General features: G+C 39.4%; 11 protein-coding genes. 5 read left to right on the top strand and 6 right to left on the bottom strand.

What is annotated here, in order from left to right; genetic code table 11:
* The first annotated feature begins 6 nt into the window (after nucleotides 1-6).
* Nucleotides 7-1,515: a bifunctional GNAT family N-acetyltransferase/carbon-nitrogen hydrolase family protein gene (locus R2Q94_RS03395; RefSeq protein WP_316820032.1), complete on the top strand. Its 1,509-nt coding sequence runs from the start codon at nucleotides 7-9 to the stop codon at nucleotides 1,513-1,515.
* 55 nt (nucleotides 1,516-1,570) lie between these two features.
* Here R2Q94_RS03395 and R2Q94_RS03390 read toward each other — a convergent pair whose 3' ends face one another.
* Complete coding sequence (locus R2Q94_RS03390) at nucleotides 1,571-1,777, bottom strand: hypothetical protein (RefSeq protein ID WP_316820031.1); 207 nt, start codon at nucleotides 1,775-1,777, stop codon at nucleotides 1,571-1,573.
* 79 nt (nucleotides 1,778-1,856) lie between these two features.
* Here R2Q94_RS03390 and queG point away from each other — a divergent pair, with 79 nt between their 5' ends.
* Nucleotides 1,857-2,795 (top strand): tRNA epoxyqueuosine(34) reductase QueG, encoded by a 939-nt coding sequence (gene queG, locus R2Q94_RS03385; RefSeq protein ID WP_316820030.1) that lies wholly within the window; start codon nucleotides 1,857-1,859, stop codon nucleotides 2,793-2,795.
* 214 nt (nucleotides 2,796-3,009) lie between these two features.
* On the opposite strand, the gene R2Q94_RS03380 is transcribed toward queG, so the two are convergent.
* Nucleotides 3,010-4,878 carry a M1 family metallopeptidase gene (locus tag R2Q94_RS03380; RefSeq protein ID WP_316820029.1) on the bottom strand — a complete coding sequence of 623 codons (1,869 nt, stop codon included), beginning with the start codon at nucleotides 4,876-4,878 and terminating at the stop codon, nucleotides 3,010-3,012.
* A gap of 84 nt (nucleotides 4,879-4,962) precedes the next feature.
* Nucleotides 4,963-5,946: an exonuclease domain-containing protein gene (locus R2Q94_RS03375; protein ID WP_316820028.1), complete on the bottom strand. Its 984-nt coding sequence runs from the start codon at nucleotides 5,944-5,946 to the stop codon at nucleotides 4,963-4,965.
* 238 nt (nucleotides 5,947-6,184) lie between these two features.
* On the opposite strand from R2Q94_RS03375, the gene R2Q94_RS03370 reads away from it, so the two are divergent.
* The 3 genes from R2Q94_RS03370 to R2Q94_RS03360 all read left to right on the top strand — a co-directional run bounded on the left by R2Q94_RS03370 (nucleotide 6,185) and on the right by R2Q94_RS03360 (nucleotide 12,708).
* Entirely contained in the window at nucleotides 6,185-8,158 is a 1,974-nt protein-coding gene (locus R2Q94_RS03370) for a DUF3857 domain-containing protein (RefSeq protein ID WP_316820027.1), read from the top strand.
* Nucleotides 8,159-10,057, top strand: coding sequence for a DUF3857 domain-containing protein (locus R2Q94_RS03365; protein WP_316820026.1), 1,899 nt, complete (start codon nucleotides 8,159-8,161; stop codon nucleotides 10,055-10,057). It begins immediately after the preceding gene.
* Between the two features lie 473 nt (nucleotides 10,058-10,530).
* Nucleotides 10,531-12,708: a bifunctional alpha,alpha-trehalose-phosphate synthase (UDP-forming)/trehalose-phosphatase gene (locus R2Q94_RS03360; RefSeq protein WP_316820025.1), complete on the top strand. Its 2,178-nt coding sequence runs from the start codon at nucleotides 10,531-10,533 to the stop codon at nucleotides 12,706-12,708.
* Nucleotides 12,709-12,752: 44 nt separating this feature from the next.
* On the opposite strand, the gene R2Q94_RS03355 is transcribed toward R2Q94_RS03360, so the two are convergent.
* From R2Q94_RS03355 to mutS, 3 genes are read right to left on the bottom strand one after another with little or no spacing between them, the layout of a single operon-like run.
* A complete protein-coding gene (locus R2Q94_RS03355; protein WP_316820024.1) occupies nucleotides 12,753-14,537 on the bottom strand; it encodes a glycoside hydrolase family 15 protein in 1,785 nt (594 codons plus the stop codon).
* Nucleotides 14,538-14,588: 51 nt separating this feature from the next.
* Entirely contained in the window at nucleotides 14,589-15,104 is a 516-nt protein-coding gene (locus R2Q94_RS03350) for a C40 family peptidase (protein WP_316820023.1), read from the bottom strand.
* A 5-nt stretch (nucleotides 15,105-15,109) separates the two neighbouring features.
* Nucleotides 15,110-17,719, bottom strand: coding sequence for a DNA mismatch repair protein MutS (mutS, locus tag R2Q94_RS03345; RefSeq protein WP_316820022.1), 2,610 nt, complete (start codon nucleotides 17,717-17,719; stop codon nucleotides 15,110-15,112).
* Nucleotides 17,720-17,765 lie beyond the last annotated feature (46 nt).

Raw genomic sequence — 17,765 nt, 5'->3', positions numbered from 1 at the left:
AGGTATATGAACATAGAATTAAGAAAACTCACTTTAGCAGATTATAATGATTTAAAGGAATCCATGAGCCAGGCCTATGATACCCTGGGCGGGCAAATATGGAGTAAAAGTAGCATTGAAAGGTTGCTGAAACTCTTTCCTGAAGGTCAGCTCTGCATTTCAGTAGACGATAAAGTAGTGGCTTGTTCCTTATCTATTATTGTAGATTACGATGAATATGGCGATAAACATACTTACAAAAACATTACTGGTGATTATTCCTTCTCCACACATGACCGGGAAGGCGATGTACTGTATGGCATTGAAATCTTTGTACATCCTGAATACCGTGGACTAAGATTAGGACGCAGATTATATGAAGCCAGAAAAGAACTTTGTGAAAGTCTAAACCTTAAAAGTATTGTTGCCGGTGGCAGAATTCCAAATTACCACCAATATGCGGATACCCTCACACCTCGTCAATATATCGATAAGGTAAAAGCGAAAGAAATATTTGATCCTACCCTCACCTTCCAGCTATCTAATGATTTTCACGTTAGAAAAGTTTTGAAAAATTACCTTCCCGGAGATCATGAGTCTAAAGATTATGCTACACTTTTAGAGTGGAATAACATTTACTATCGGGGTGTGGATGCCTCTGCACGATCAGCAAAGACCATCAGAATCGGATTAGTCCAATGGCAAATGCGTCTATTCCCGGATATTGATGGTTTTTATGAACAGGTAAAGTTTTTTGTGGATGCAGTAAGCGGCTATCAGTCAGATTTCATCATGTTTCCGGAATTCTTTAATACTCCATTATTAGAACCCTACAACGACCTCCCGGAAATGGAAGCCATGCGTAAACTGGCGGAGTTTACTGAAGAAATTGTAAGCAGAATACAGGAATATGCCGTTTCCTACAATGTAAATATCGTCTCAGGTAGCATGCCTGTTGTAGAGGACAATAAGTTGTATAATGTCACTTATTTATGTCACAGAAGCGGAAAAACAGATGAATTCAGAAAAATTCACATTACACCCAATGAGCAGAAATATTATGGAATGGTAGGTGGAGATAAGATCCAGGTATTTGACACCGATTGTGGTAAGGTAGGGATCCTGATTTGTTATGATGTTGAATTTCCCGAATTGAGCAGAATCTACGCGGATCAGGGCATGCAGATTTTGTTTGTCCCTTTCCTAACAGATACGCAAAATGGATACACGAGAGTAAGAAGATGCGCACAGGCAAGAGCCATAGAAAATGAATGTTATGTAGCAATTGCTGGTTGTGTAGGTAATTTACCTAAGGTAAACAATATGGACATCCAGTTTGCGCAATCCGCAGTATTCACTCCATCAGATTTCGCTTTTCCCACCAATGCAGTTAAAGCAGAGAGTACCCCTAATACAGAGATGATGCTGGTTGTAGATGTGGATTTACACCTCTTAGATGAGATTCATCATTTCGGAACCGTAAGAATCCTGAAAGATCGTCGGAAGGATCTTTATGAGGTACGTTTACTTAAATAGCATTTTGCTGTTCAAATAAAAGCGGGTAATAGCACCATCAAGCTAATTTTTGGTGCTATTTAAAGAATAACCAATAAATGAGCAATGCGATGATTAGTATTGGAATAATCCATTTTAAAGCTACTGCCGCACCGTTCTTATCATATTCATCAACGGCCTGACGCGAAGGGCCAGGATCTTCCTGATGTTTCTGATAATTGGTTTCTATAGGCTTATGTGGCTTTAATGGTTCCTCATAGCCGGGCTCTTTGTTATTTTCCATGATTTCTATATGATGGCTTAATGTAATAACAGCCTATCTTTTAAAAGGTTTTATTGCTAAACCTTATCTTTGCATCCAGATGTTGAATAATCCGGCAAAATATAGCGCGTTAATTAAAGAGGAGGCCCTCCGACTAGGCTTCATGCAATGTGGTATAGCCAAGGCTGATTTCCTGGAAGAAGAAGCACCCAGACTGGAAAAATGGCTAAAAGATCAGCACCATGGAGAAATGAATTATATGGAGAATCATTTCGACAAAAGACTGGATCCAAGACTCCTGGTCGATGATGCGAAATCTGTGATTTCCCTAAGCCTGAATTATTATCCGGAAAGCCAACAGCAAGATCCTGAAGCACCAAAAATATCCAAATATGCCTACGGAATGGATTATCATTTGGTCATCAAAGACAAACTATTTCAATTACTTAGCTTTATCACAGCACAAATCGGAGAAGTTTCCGGCCGGGCTTTTGTTGATTCAGCACCAGTGCTGGATCGCGCCTGGGCAAAACGTGCAGGTATCGGATGGATTGGAAAAAACAGCAATCTGATCAACAAAAAAAGTGGATCCTTCTTCTTTCTGGCAGAACTGATCATAGACCTGGAATTAGCATACGATCAACCATTCGAAACCGATCATTGTGGTACCTGTACCAAATGTATAGATGCCTGTCCAACTGATGCGATCTTATCCCCTTATATTATTGATGCAAAAAAATGTATTTCTTACCTGACCATAGAGCTCAGAGATGAAATCCCAAAATCATTTAATGATAAAATGGAGAACTGGATGTTTGGTTGCGACATTTGTCAGGATGTATGTCCATGGAACCGGTTTTCTGTTCCACATACAGAACCAAAATTTCAACCCAATCAGAACCTGCTTAATATGAAAAAGGAAGATTGGATGGACATTACAGAAGATGTATTCAAAACCATTTTCAAGAATTCGGCTGTGAAACGCACAAAGTTTAAAGGACTCAGCAGGAACATTGACTTCATTAAAACCACCAAATAACTATGCTTAAAAAGGGCGAACACATTGAAGGAATACCAGAAGAACTTCAATTATTATTGTGAAAAAGCCTTGGTGATGCTACTTAACAATCAGAAAACACTAAAAACTTAAAAGAGAATTTAGTTCCACAAAAAAAGCGCATTGATCAATGCGCTTTTTTTGTGGCTATATTTATGTCAACTCATTTTAGAACCTGACATGAAAACACGCTTAATTAAAGGCGTAACACGTTATCAGATTTATCTTTGTCTGGCACATGAGCACTACCCAACTCAACTTTTACCAGTCCTTTATTGGTATTCAGCTTAATGATAACCTGATCCTCCCCTTTTTCCCATATTCCAATATTATTATGAAGGTCTTCAGTAGAACCATCATCAAATGTAAACTTCAGATCTACAGGCAAAGGTTTATTGCTTTTATTCTTAATACTAATGTCATAACCACCTGGTACTTTAGTCGCTGCAGTGATCGCCATATCGGTGACCCCTTCCTCAAAAAACCAACGCTTCCAGAACCAATCCAGGTTTTTACCAGAACCCTCATTCATACTATTAAAAAAGTCGTAGGGCATAGGATGTTTTCCATTCCACGATCTGATGTAATGGTGCAAAGCCTTGATAAACAGTTCATCTCCCAGGTAATCTTTAACAAATAAATAACCCAATCCAGGTTTAGGATAAGAATTGGTAAAAGCTCCTGCACCTTTGAGTGCTGTACTTAAGGTAACAATTGGGGTATCATCTTTTGTACCTGAGGTCATGCCTGTTGGCGCAATACCATATTCGTCCACCATTGTGGTGTCAATCATTGGACCAATCAGCCATTCCCCTATTGTTGCCCAACCCTCATCCATCCAGGCATATTTGGTTTCATTGATCCCCATATAGAAAGGGAACATTGTATGAAAAATTTCGTGAACCGTTAAAGTAATCGCATCCTGCCTTTTCTCCACAGGATTATCGTTCACCATCATCGGGTATTCCATTTGATCCAGACCATCAAAGATGGTCTCATGCGCATATGGAAAAGGCCATTTAGGGAAGGTATAACTCATCGCATGTACGGTCTGACGGGCAAAATCAATCACCTCATAATAATCTTTATGAATTGGATTAAATGCAGCATCAACACGTGTTCTCCTACCCGTTTTAGGATCTACAACCAAACTGGTCGATTTCCATAGGTAATGATCACTGGTGGCAAACACAAAATCTGTCACATTTTTCGCATCAAATTTCCAGGTATTAAATGCCTGGGCTGCAGTAACTGCTTGATTTGCCAAATCCTGATCGTTGATGACATCTACGACCTCATCTACCTTTTCTGCCTTTGCCAGGCGTCCGGCAATCTCTTTGCGAAGCACCTGCTTTGAATTCATCAAATCTCCGGTAGCCCAAACCACAAAGTTTTTAGGAACAGTAATTTCTCCTTTAAAATTACAGAAGTCGTTATAAAACTCCACATCTCCGGTGTAAGGAAACTTATTCCAGCCATCAATGTCATCATAGACTGCAATTCGTGGGAAGAAATAAGCTACAAAATGTGAGCCTTCATCCACCTGTCCGGTACGCATATGGGAACCTTTATTTAGGTCATACTGATAGTCGATTTTTAACTTGATTTGTTTTCCTGGTGCCAATGGAGCAATCTTCAACTGCATGTTAGTGCCATCAATCGTCATCGCATCCTGCGCTAACTGACGTCCGTCCGCTTGCAAAGCTGAAATCTTTACCCCATCATTTAAATCACGGTCATTGAACTTGGTACTACGTTCCACCCCTTTTTTATACAGGTTAGGGTATAACTTAAACCAAAGCAGCTTTAAGGTATCCGGGCTATTGTTAAAGTAAACCACCTCTACTACTCCTTTTAACGCTCTGCTTGCCGGATTAAAGTCTACCTTTAAATCGTAATTGGCTGTGTTCTGCCAGTATTTAGCCCCAGGTTTTCCGGATTTAGCTCTCGTTCCTTTAGCAAAGGCCGCCTGGATCTCTGCCGGAACAGGTAAACTTTGCTGGGCAGTAGCCATTCCAGCCAGCCCAATAAAAAATACAAAAAAAGAGATTCTTTTGATTCGCATATATGTTATTTTTAAACAAAAAAGAGGTTGCCTAAAGTTCTTTTAACTTCCGAGCAGCCTCTTTTCCTTTATGAGTGATTTACTTTATTTACCGAATTTCATTTTTAGTTGCTCCAACATATCTGTGGTAACCGCAACTGCCGGCTTTGTTTTTTTCTCTTGAGGACTTGCAGGTTTTACCACATTACTTGCCCCAGAACCTACTACTGGTTTTGGTTTAGCTGCCACGGTCTGCTGTTGTTTTTCTTGTTTCAACTGCTCCTTTTTCTTGCTCCATCTCAACCAGATTTCTTCCAGTTTTTTCTTGGTGTACAAAGGAAAATCACCTTGTCTCATCCAGGCATAATAGCTTGGTTCGGTATCAAATACCTGCTCTACGACTTTACCTTTATGTTTTCCAAAATTAAAAATTTCCTGTCCTTGTTCATTGAATACCATTCTACCAGCAAAATCTACCGGTTTATTCATATTCGTGAAAATATGTAAAGCCTCTACATCATTCTTTACTGGCTTAGAAATATTCCCTTGTTTATCTTCAAACTCAGTGTCTTTGTAACGCTCAATCTGAGCAAGTAGCACATGGTAAGTCGCAGTAATATCAGCTTCAGCTGAATGTGCATTAACAATATCCTTATCGCAGTAAAACTTATATGCAGCACGTAATGTGCGTTGTTCCATTTGGTGAAAAACATTCTGTACGTCAACAAATTTCCTGTCTGACATATCAAAATCTACTCCTGCTCTTAAAAACTCTTCCAGCAATACCGGAATATCAAATCTGTTGGAGTTATAACCAGCAAGGTCAGCATCACCAATAAACTCGGCCAGTTCAGCTGCCACCTCTTTAAAAGTGGGTTCATTAGCGATGTCTTTATCATAAATCCCATGAATTAGAGAAGAAGCTAAAGGAATCGGCATCTCTGGATTAATGCGCATCGTTTTGATTTGCTCCGTTCCATCGGGCATGGCTTTTAAAATGGCAATTTCAACTATGCGATCTGTACCTACATTAACACCTGTAGTTTCCAGATCAAAAAAAGCAAGAGGGCGGTTTAAATTTAATTTCATTCGTATATATTGCTATTTTTAAAGGTTTGAATTCAAAAGAATTCATGATTAACGCTTTGGTAGCTCTTCAAAAGTCGTAAAAATCATTCATTAAACCTGAACTTATTTAGTAATGCACTAAATACCATAACGATGAATTCCATACTGGGAAATAATCTATTGAGCGGAAATATATTTAAGGCGAAAAATTCTTATTTATCTTAAATAGCTTAACTTCGTGTTTCAATTAATAGCTCAAATGAAATACTTTTTACTCCTTTCCTTTCTTCTTCTTGCAAAAATCAGCACACATGCACAGGATTTCCCCTTTGCTGCCGTCACCCTTGAAGATATTGATTTAAAAAATACAGTGATAGATTCCAGTGCAAATGCAATTGTTTTGAAGGAATTTGGATCCGCCAGAATGCAGCTTGATGACCAAGATGGAAGGTTATACATTTCATATAACTACCATGTCCGGATTAAAATATTTAATAAACAGGGTTACGAACATGGTAATATCACAATTCCCAGACGCATTTACGGCGAAAAGGAGGATGAAATCATAGAAATCAAGGCGGTCACCATTAATTATGTTGATGGCAGGTTTAAAGAGACTGCCCTTGATCCTAAAAAAATATTTAACGAGAAAAACAATAAATACACTGCCCAAACTAAGTTTACACTCCCTAATCTTCAGGATGGTAGCATTATAGAATATAGTTATCAGGTTAACATTCCTCAGGTTTTTAACTTTAAGTCCTGGAACTTCCAGTCGGGCATTCCCAAACTCTATAGTGAGTTTATCGCCTTTATTCCTGCTTTATACAACTATAATGTAGTATTAAGAGGCCCATTGAAACTCAGCGATACCAAGGCAGAAGTCAATAGAGAATGTATGCGGATAAACGGAACGTCGATTGATTGCTCAAAGATGACTTACGTAATGAAAGATATACCTGCATTTATAGAAGAAGATTACATGACTTCTCCTGTTAATTTCATATCGGCCGTTTACTTCGAGTTATCGGATTACACCTTATTATCTGGTGCCAAAGTCAATGTAACCAAGACCTGGAAAAACATTGACAATGAACTGGTTTCTGATCGTTCATTTGGTAGCCAAATGAAAAAGAAAGATGCTTTTAAAGAGCTGATGCCTGAGATTTTAGAGCACACCACAGACGATCTTTCAAAAGCCAAAGCCATCTATAACTACATCTCAAAGCACATCAAATCCAATGGATACATTGGCATCTACAGTGAAACTGCTGTTAAAAAGGCATTAGAGAGTCATTCAGGTAATACCGGGGATATCAATCTGGCCTTAATCTCTGCCTTGGATGCTGCAAATCTGGATGCGGAAGCTTTAATTCTTTCCACCCGCAACAATGGTGAACTGAACCGCTTATTTCCAGTAATTAGTAATTTCAATTATGTGGTGGTAAAACTCAACATCGGCGAAAAGAGCTATTTGCTCGATGCTTCTGTACCATTGTTACCATTTGGGATGCTCCCTTTGCATTGCATCAACGGACAAGGAAGAGTGATCAGCTTGAAAAAACCATCCTATTGGTACGATGTACAACCAGGTCAAAAGGATTATTCCCGTTATAGTTTTAATGCCACTTTAGGACCTGATGGAAAGATAAAAGGAGAATTAACGACCTACTCTTCCGGATATACAGCATTAAAAAAAAGAAAAGCAATTGAAGAGGCCGGTTCCATCGAAGAATATGTAGAAAAACTGGATGAGAAAATGCCAAAAATCAGCATTGATCAACATAAAATAATCAATCTGGATAGTCTTGAGCTCCCATTGGTAGAAAAATATGAGCTTGTTGTCAATTCCTACGATGGAGATCAAATGTCGAAACTTTTCTTCAGTCCATTTTTCATCGACCATATCAGTAAAAATCCATTTAACCTTAATGAAAGAACATATCCGGTTAATTTAGGTACAGGTTTAGAATCCAGGATTACCGTTCAGCTAAGCCTTCCGGAAGGTTATGTAATGGAAGCTCAACCGAAAAACATGAGTATTGGCCTTGCAGAAAACGGAGGCAGATACCTCACCAACACCATATTCGCAGACCAGACCATCACCTTTACCCAGCTTTTACAACTGAATAAACCAATTTATGATCCCTCAGAATACCTTTCATTAAAAGAATTTTACAGCCAGGTTATTCAAAATCAAAAGACAGATATCATCCTTAAAAAAACGAAGTAAATGAAAAAGTTGATGCTGTTCTTGCTGTCAGTATGCGTAGTTTCACCATGCTTTTCTCAATCCGAGTATGCGATTGATCAAATCCCAGCGGGCTTAAAAAGCAATGCAAATTCTGTGATCCGGGATATGCAAACCACAGTAGATATGAAGGACATTGATCAGGTGTTGATTGCTGTAAAAAAAGTGGTTACTGTTTGGAATAAAAATGGTGATGCCAGAGCCGAATTAGCCATCCATTACGATAAAAGTACCGTTATTCAGCGCATAAAAGGTCAGGTAATTGATGCCTATGGAAAGCAAATCTATAAGTTTTCACAAAGTGATTTTAGTGATGAGAGTGCAGTAAGCAAAGGGAGCCTTTATGTTGATTACCGGGTAAAATACTACAGTCCACAGCTGATCAGTTATCCCTATACCGTTGTTTATGAATATGAACTCCGGAACAAACAGAACCTCATTCTTCCTGAATGGTATCCCAATCCTTACGCGGATCAATCTATCGAACACAGCAAATATGTATTCATTTCAAAACCTGAAGATGAAGTTCGAATCCAGGAAAGAAATTCCCCAGGAAAAGCTGAAATACAAACTACAGAAAAAACAAAAAGCTATACCTGGCAAATGAACAATATAGCTGCCCGAAAAAGAGAGCCCTTCGCTCCCGATCCGGATGATTACCTCCCATCGGTACGGATTGCAGCAAAACAATTTAGTTATTATGGTCATAAAGGGAGTTATCAGAATTGGGAAGAATTAGGCAAATGGGTGTATGACGACTTAATTAAAAATCGACAATTGCTCCCTGAATCTGCCATCAATGAAGTAAAAGCATTGGTCAATGGGATAAATGATGAGCGGGAAAAAGCAAAAAAGATTTATGAATATGTACAAAAAAAGACCAGATATATCAGTGTACAAATAGGAATTGGTGGTTTTCAACCTATGCCCGCTGCGGAAGTTCAGCAACTGGCTTATGGAGATTGTAAAGCTTTAGTCAATTATACCCAAACACTGTTAAAAACTGTAGGCATCCCATCCTTATACTGTGTAGTAAATGCCGGATCCACAAAAAAGGATATTGATCCCAGCTTTGCAGGTATGGAACAGGGAAATCATATCATTCTGGCCCTACCTCTAAAAACAGACACTGTTTGGCTGGAATGTACCAGTTCCGAAAATCCTTTTGGCTACCTAGGGGATTTTACCGATGATAGAACCGTTTTCGCCTGTACGCCTGAAGGAGGCAAAATACTTCGCACACCCAAGCTCAGCACTGCAATGAACCTATTGAATACAAAGGCTACGCTTCAGATTGACACACTTGGAAATATAAACGGTCAACTTAAAACCATTCATAGCGGCGCGCAGTATGACAGCAACAATAACTTAATCGGACAAACCAAGACCGAACAGCTGAAACTATTAAAAGAGACTTACGACATAGACAATATCAACTTCAGTGACTTAGAGCTGAATCAGGATAAAAGTTTAACACCTAAAACGACAACATCGCTTCAACTAAGTATCCAGAAATACGCCGCAAAAAACAACAATCTCTTTTATTTGGAACTCAACCTCTTTAATAAAACCAAAACTATTCCGGAGATGAAAAACAGAACCTTAAAAGTATATATCAATAGAGGTTATACAGATGAGGATGAATTGATTTACCAGCTTCCAGAGGGTTACAAAATAGAATCATTACCTACAAATAAGCAAATCAACAGCCCATTTGGCAGCTATACAGCATCCCTGAGAATTGAAGGAAAAACCATAGTTTACCATAGAAAAATGATACTTAATGATGGTAGTTATCCTGCTGCGCAATTTAAGGAATTCAGCACTTTTATAAACGACATCAATGCTGCCGACCACAGCAGGATAGTGTACAAACTCTAACTAACTGAGTATGATCAAACCCAGGCCTATACCAATAATCATAATCAAATACATCAGGATTTCAGTAGTTGCAAATTTCTTGTATTTATTCCAGAAAGAATCCTCTTGATTAGGTATAGGCATAATGGTTTAACTCTAAATGAGCGATGATACAAATATACGTTGATCATCTTATTTTCCCATCTAATTCCCCAAACTTTCCGGCTCAACTGTATACTCCCTTAACAGCTGAATCATACACTCCAATCGTTCCACACTAACAGGAGCATCACAGCCCCTTTAACGAGCCAGGTTTACTTTCCAGGAGTTTAATCCTTTTACCTAAGCGAAGATACATATGATGAACATCCACTTCGAGCTCATCTCATCTTTGATGAACCAGAATTAGTGTTTTTTGAAAAAAGACCTAAATAATACCAAATGGTTAAAAAAAGAAAAACAAAAAGCAATATAGATCGTTATAATTTAATATAATGATAAGAGAAAGTAAAACCATCATCATCTCCAACCGATTACCGGTAAAAATAACAGAAGAAAACGGCGTCTACGAATTGAGTCCCAGCGAAGGTGGTTTGGCCACTGGTCTTGACTCCATCTATAAAGAAGGAAGTAACATCTGGATTGGCTGGCCCGGCATTGAAATCCCTGAAGAAAGACAAAAAGAAGTCAGCCTGAAACTAGCTGCATTGAACCTCATACCAGTCTTTTTGAGTCCCGAAGAAATAAACGGTTATTATGAAGGATTTTCAAATGAAATTCTATGGCCGGTGTTTCATTACCTGGTCACTTATGCAAATTTCGAGCAATCCTATTGGGAAGCTTACAAGGGGGTAAATGAGAAATTCAAACAGGCGGTCATGCAGCACCTTTCCAGTGGCGATAGAGTCTGGGTACAGGATTATCAGCTTTTGTTGTTGCCAGATTTAATCCGGGAAATGCAAGCTAGTGTGACGATTGGTTTCTTCCAGCACATTCCATTTCCCTCTTTTGAAATCTTCAGACTCATCCCATGGAGAGCAGAAATCATTGCAGGAATGCTTGGAGCGGATCTATTGGGTTTCCATACCTTTGATGATGCAAGGCATTTTATCAGTGCTGCATCGCGCTTATCGCCCAGCAATCCTTCAGACAACATTCTGAACTATAAAAACAGACAGGTGGTCGTAGAAGCATTTCCTATGGGGATAGACAATGAAAAATTTGATCGCCTTACCAGAGATCCGAAGGTTGAAAAATTCAATACCTCCATTAAAACCAATTTAAAAAACATCAAGACCATTCTCACGATAGATCGTCTGGACTATAGTAAAGGGATTTTACAAAGGCTACAGGCTTTAGAATTATTGCTGCAAAATCATCCGGAATATATAGGAAAACTAGCGTTATATATGATTGTGGTTCCATCCAGAGACACCGTTCCAAAATATAAAGAGCTAAAAGACCAGATAGACCAACTTGTAGGCAACATTAACGCAAAGTTCAGAACGATTAGCTGGGTTCCAGTACACTATTTCTACCGCTCATTTTCCGTAGAATTCCTTTCCGCAATCTACAGTGCGGCAGACATCTGCCTGGTTACCCCAATGCGGGATGGGATGAACCTGGTCAGCAAAGAATATGTTGCATCCAGACCAAACGAGGATGGCGTATTGATCTTAAGTGAAATGGCTGGTGCTTCCAAAGAACTCAACGATGCTTTAATTGTAAATCCAAACAACATCGAGGACCTTGTTGAAGCCATGATTCAGGCCATCAACATGTCGCCACAAGAACAGCAAAGCAGAATGAAAAGCATGCGGGCAATTGTCAGCAAATTCAACATACACCTTTGGGTGAAAAACTTTATGGATAAATTAAAAGAGGTCAAAACGATGCAGGAATCATTACATACTAAACATGCAGTGACATCGGTTAAGAATCAAATCAATATTGATTATAAAAATTCAAAAGACAGGTACATATTTCTGGATTATGATGGAACACTTGTGGGCTTTCATGCCGATATCAATCAAGCCTCACCAGATGAAGAGCTGTATACCATTTTAAAGCAACTCACACAAGATCCTGCTAATAAAATTATTATCATTAGCGGCAGGAATTACCAGACATTAGAACAATGGTTCGGGCATCTAGATGTGGACATGATTGCAGAACATGGTGCCTGGCAAAAACACAAACATACCGACTGGAAGCCTTTACCTCTGCTCACTGACAAATGGAAACAGGAAATAAAACTGGTTTTAGATACCTATACAGACCGCACGCCAGGATCATTCATTGAAGAAAAAAGTTACTCTCTGGTATGGCATTATAGAAAGGTTGAAGAAGGCCTGGGCGCACTCAGGGCTAACGAAATTGTCAATCATCTTCGGATGGTAATTGCCGACAAAGGCTTACAGATGATGCCTGGAAACAAGGTGATAGAGTTTAAAAATGTGGAAGTCAACAAAGGAAAAGCAGCACAGCACTGGCTATATGGACAAAATCCAGATTTTATTTTAGCGCTTGGCGACGACCATACGGATGAAGACATCTTTAAGGCATTGCCAACAAAAGCTTACACCATCAAAGTGGGCAGCAATATTTCCGCAGCGCGATATTATCTCAAAGATTTCAAAGAAGTCAGGTCTCTACTAAAAGAGCTGGTATAGTAAAAAAGCACTGGTTTAACAATAAACCAGTGCTTTAAATGAAATTACAAAAATGATGGCCTGTCTAATTTCACTGCAATTCGATGGGCAGCATTCATCAAACCGACATGACTATAGGCTTGAGGAAAATTCCCCCACTGGCCTCCATCAACTTCATCGACATCCTCACTGAACAGTAGTAAATGATTGGAATATTTGATGATCGATTCAAATTCTTTGATTGCATCATCTAATCTCCCAACACAGGCCAGGGCTTCTACATACCAGAAAGCACAGATTAAAAAAGTCGTTTTCGGCTTACCAAAATCATCACTATGCACGTAGCGGTAAAACAAACCATTTTCAGCTTTGAGTTCTGCTTCTAAAGCAATCAAATGATCTTTTGCCCGTTCTGAATTTGGGTCCAGGTAATTCATTAAAATCAGCTGTAAAGTACTCGAATCCAGATAAGGACTCCCAACTGCATGCGTATATACTTTACGAACCGGATCATAACAATCCTCTATATGTTGTGCAGCCTTATCAATCAGGAGCTGTGCTCGATCCTGGAAATGCTGATTTTCAATAGTCTTTGCCATTTTTAACGCAGCATTTGCGCCTGCCCATTGAAACAAATTAGTGTAACAATGAATATTTGGAAGATTTCTAAATTCCCAAATCCCGGCATCTTGTTCGTCAATGGTATGTTCGATCTTTTTTAGCAGAGAATCCAACCATATTTCAGAATCCTTTCGCTCCGAATAGATAAAACGACGGTCTGTATATAAGGGTAACATAGAAATCAGTACCTGTCCATAAATATCATTCTGAATATGCTCAAATGCCTGATTTCCGATCCTTATGGGGGTATTGCCCAGATAACCCTTTAAATCAGGAACAATATGTTCGGTGAGTACCCTTTCCCCCGCAATTCCAAATAGTGGCTGATAACGCTCATCATCTCTAAAAGAAAGATCAGTGATATAGTTAAAATACCGCTCCATCTCCTCGAAATGCCCGATATGGTTCAATGAAGTGATCACATAATAAGAATCTCTCATCCAGCAATACCGGTAATCCCAATTTCTGCCAGTCCCCTGCGATTCCGGCAAACTGGTTGTACTTGCAGCGATGATTGCTCCGGTGTCTTCGTACTGATGGATTTTCAAAGTAAGTGCTGACCGGATAATATAGGACTGGTAAAAACCTACGATCGTGGAATGTTTAATCCAGGTGCGCCAATATTTTTTGGTCTCCATTAAAAACCGCTCCGCAGTACTGATAATGGCTGCATTCAATTCATTCCCATAAGTTAAGATCAGGTATTTTGTTTCATTTAAAGCGAAATACTTTTCATCTTCAATATAACTCAGGGAAATATTGGTACTCAGCTGCATATCTTCAGTATCCCCGCTAAATGTGAGATGATTACTTCCCCTGCTTGCTTTTTGCTTTTTCCCCCCATATTCACATACCGGTTTACAGGTGACTTTTACCCTTGGATTTCCAGTCAAGGGTTCAATTTTCCTAATGAGCATCAATGGCTTAAAATACCGCTCAAACTGATGGAAACGTGGCGCAAAATCAGTTACGCGATAGCTGCCTTCCGGATTACTGATTTCCGTGCAAATGATATTCGTATTTTCCAGATAATACTGTTTAGATAAATACTCAGCAGCCGGTAGAATAGAAAATTCACCTCCTTTCTCTTCATCCAATAAAGCACCAAAAACGAAACTGCTGTCAAATCTTGGCCAGCAAAGCCAGTCGATATTAGTGTTCTTATTTACATGAGCGAGGAAAGCGCAATTTCCAATGATTCCGGTTTGATAAGTGGGTCTCTCTGTCATACATAATTACAATTGATGTAATAGAACAACAGGTGTATTCCGCTTTTGTTCCTATTTTTTGAAGGAACCGGCTTTCACCATAGCCTTTTGGTAGGCTGGCAAACTTAAATCATCTACAACCACACCACGGGTAGTTGAAGCATGAACAAAGAAATTATCATTTAAATACACCCCCACATGGTCAACAGATCTACCACCAAAAGAGAAAAATATGAGGTCCCCTTCTTTGAGTTGTCCAACACTTTTAGTTTTGATCACACCAGCCTGATCGCTGGAACGCCTTGGAAGTTCATTGCCGTAGATATTTTTTTGCAACAGGAAGGCAAAACCGGAACAATCGATCCCACGTTTATCCAGTCCTCCTAAACGGTACTTTACCCCGGTCCAGTCGTTGATAAAACGGTACAATGGTTTGCTTTTCAAATGAGACATCACCACTGCTGCCTTTGCGCCGGTCGTATTTACATTCGTATTTCTCCTTGTACTACATGCCGAAAAAACGAGCAATACCATTAACAACATCAACAGCTTAAATTTTCCTTTAAGAGCGGTCTGATGAATGGTCATATGGTTTATTGTTTAATGATGCGTTGTATTTCATCCAGTTTCAGCAGCGCCTCAACTGGAGTCAGCACATTCACATCCAGGTTATTTAAAGTATCTCTTATTTTAACTAAAACCGGGTCATCAATGGCAAACATGTGCAATTGGTAAGCCTGATTCTGCACTTTCTTAATGCTATCTTTAATGCTCTGTCCCTCTGTACGGTCGATTTCCAGTTTTTTCAGAATTTCATTCGCTCTGTTGATGAGTTTAGGTGGCATACCCGCCATCTTTGCGACATGGATACCGAAACTATGTTCACTACCTCCCGGCACTAATTTGCGCAGGAAAATCACCTTATTCCCTACTTCCTTGATTGACACATTAAAGTTTTTAATCCTGGTCATGGTATTGGCCAGCTCATTCAACTCATGATAATGCGTTGCAAAAAGTGTTTTAGGTTTGGCTGTAGGATGGGTATGCAGGAATTCAGCAATAGCCCATGCGATGGAAATCCCATCATAGGTACTGGTACCTCTACCAATTTCATCCAATAAGATCAGGCTATTTTCCGAAATGTTATTCAGGATACTTGCGGTCTCGTTCATCTCCACCATAAACGTACTCTCCCCGGAGGACAGGTTATCTGAAGCACCAACTCTGGTAAATATTTTATCCACCAAACCGATTGTTGCTTCTTTAGCCGGGACAAAACATCCCATCTGTGCCATCAACACAATCAATCCGGTTTGTCTCAGAATTGCCGATTTACCCGACATATTGGGACCGGTAATGATAATGATCTGCTGCGTCACATTGTCCAGAAAAACATCATTCGTAATGTATTCCTCGCCTACCGGTAACCGTTTTTCTATCACCGGGTGTCTTCCACCCTTAATGTCCAAACCTTTCCCTTTATTCATGACCGGTTTCACATAGTGATTTTTAACCGCCAGTTGTGCGAAACACAGCAATACATCCAATTGTGCAATACAAAAAGCATTCAGCTGGATTTGCTTGATATAAGCACTTAGCAATGCCATTAGCTCTCCATAAAGACGAATTTCGATCTCCATGATCTTCTCTTCAGCCCCCAGAATCTGCTCTTCATATTCTTTCAACTCTGGCGTGATATAGCGCTCAGCACTAACCAGCGTCTGTTTCCTGATCCATTCTGTAGGAACCTTATCTTTATGCGTATGGGTAACCTCCAGATAATAACCAAAAACGTTATTGAAAGCTACTTTAAGGGAAGGGATACCAGTAATGGCCGCTTCTCTCTTTTGAATTTCTATTAAATAATCTTTTCCACCGAAGGAAATTTTACGCAAACGATCCAGCTCTTCATCTACCCCATCGGCAATCACATTACCTTTAATCAGCAAAGCAGGAGGATCTTGCTGTAACTCTCTCTCCAGTTTCTCTCTGATGGATAAACAAGGATCTAACTGAGCTGCTAAAGCCATTAAAAATGGGTTATCAGAAGCATTAGCAATGTCTTTGACCGATTCAATATGGTAGAGGGCTTTCTTTAGCTGACACAATTCTCTTGGCCCAACCTTTAACAAACCAACCTTAGAAATCAAACGTTCCAGATCTCCGATCTGCTTAATGTGTCCTAAGAATTTTTCAACCAATTCCTCGTCTTTCACCAGATAATCAACCATCCCCAGACGTTCCTGAATCGGCTTCAGTTCCTTAAGCGGCATGATGATCCAACGGTGCAATAAACGCGCACCCATCGGCGTAGAAGTATGGTCTAAAATCTGAAAGAGCGTTACCGCATTTTCATTATTAGAGCTCACCAGTTCCAGGTTGCGAATCGTAAAACGATCCAGCCACATGTACTTATCTTCCTCTAAACGTGCGATAGAACTCACATGTTTTAAATTCTTATGCTCAGTTTCATTCAGGTAATGAAGGATAACCCCCGCAGCAATAATCCCATTAGGCAATTTATCTACCCCGAAACCCTTTAAAGAATTCACTTCAAAATGCTTGTGTAAGGTCTCATTTGCATAATCGCTGGTAAAAGCCCAGTCGTCTAAGCTAAAAGTATAGAACTTATCACCAAAAATCTCTATGAATTCTTTCCTTTTACTCTTTTGAAAGATGACCTCAGTAGGCTTAAAACCTTGTAAAAGCTTATCGATGTACTCTTCATTACCTTGAGCCACATAAAACTCCCCTGTAGAAATGTCCAGAAAAGACACACCCAATCCGGTTTTATCGAAATATACGGAAGCAAGGTAATTATTGGACTTCTGGCTCAGGATATTATCACTATAGGCAACACCCGGGGTAATCAATTCTGTTACACCACGTTTAACGATAGTTTTGGTAGTTTTTGGATCTTCCAGTTGATCGCAAATCGCGACCCTTTGTCCAGCTCTTACCAATTTCGACAAGTAATTGTCTAAAGAATGATGTGGAAATCCCGCCAGTTCAATATGACCACCCGGTCCATTTCCCCTTCTTGTAAGTACAATCCCCAGAATCTGGGAGGTCTTTACAGCATCTTCACCAAATGTTTCATAGAAGTCGCCTACTCTGAACAATAATAATGCACCTGGATACTTTGCTTTAATAGCATTGTACTGCTGCATTAAAGGTGTCTCTTTAGTCTTGTCTTTAGCCAAAATGTATTTTAATTTACAAAACTGTAAAGATAGCACCTGAATGCTT

Source organism: Pedobacter gandavensis (genome assembly GCF_032678465.1).
Classification (GTDB): domain Bacteria; phylum Bacteroidota; class Bacteroidia; order Sphingobacteriales; family Sphingobacteriaceae; genus Pedobacter; species Pedobacter gandavensis_B.
Note: the sequence above shows the minus strand (reverse complement) of the source record. Positions and strands in the feature narration are given on the sequence as shown.

Coding starts and splice junctions, on each gene's coding strand:
- R2Q94_RS03390 (WP_316820031.1), bottom strand. CDS start 1,777: ATGGAAAATAACAAAGAGCCCGGCTATGAGGAACCATTAAAGCCACAT.
- R2Q94_RS03360 (WP_316820025.1), top strand. CDS start 10,531: ATGATAAGAGAAAGTAAAACCATCATCATCTCCAACCGATTACCGGTA.
- R2Q94_RS03355 (WP_316820024.1), bottom strand. CDS start 14,537: ATGACAGAGAGACCCACTTATCAAACCGGAATCATTGGAAATTGCGCT.
- R2Q94_RS03365 (WP_316820026.1), top strand. CDS start 8,159: ATGAAAAAGTTGATGCTGTTCTTGCTGTCAGTATGCGTAGTTTCACCA.
- R2Q94_RS03370 (WP_316820027.1), top strand. CDS start 6,185: ATGAAATACTTTTTACTCCTTTCCTTTCTTCTTCTTGCAAAAATCAGC.
- R2Q94_RS03395 (WP_316820032.1), top strand. CDS start 7: ATGAACATAGAATTAAGAAAACTCACTTTAGCAGATTATAATGATTTA.
- R2Q94_RS03375 (WP_316820028.1), bottom strand. CDS start 5,946: ATGAAATTAAATTTAAACCGCCCTCTTGCTTTTTTTGATCTGGAAACT.
- queG (WP_316820030.1), top strand. CDS start 1,857: ATGTTGAATAATCCGGCAAAATATAGCGCGTTAATTAAAGAGGAGGCC.
- R2Q94_RS03380 (WP_316820029.1), bottom strand. CDS start 4,878: ATGCGAATCAAAAGAATCTCTTTTTTTGTATTTTTTATTGGGCTGGCT.
- R2Q94_RS03350 (WP_316820023.1), bottom strand. CDS start 15,104: ATGACCATTCATCAGACCGCTCTTAAAGGAAAATTTAAGCTGTTGATG.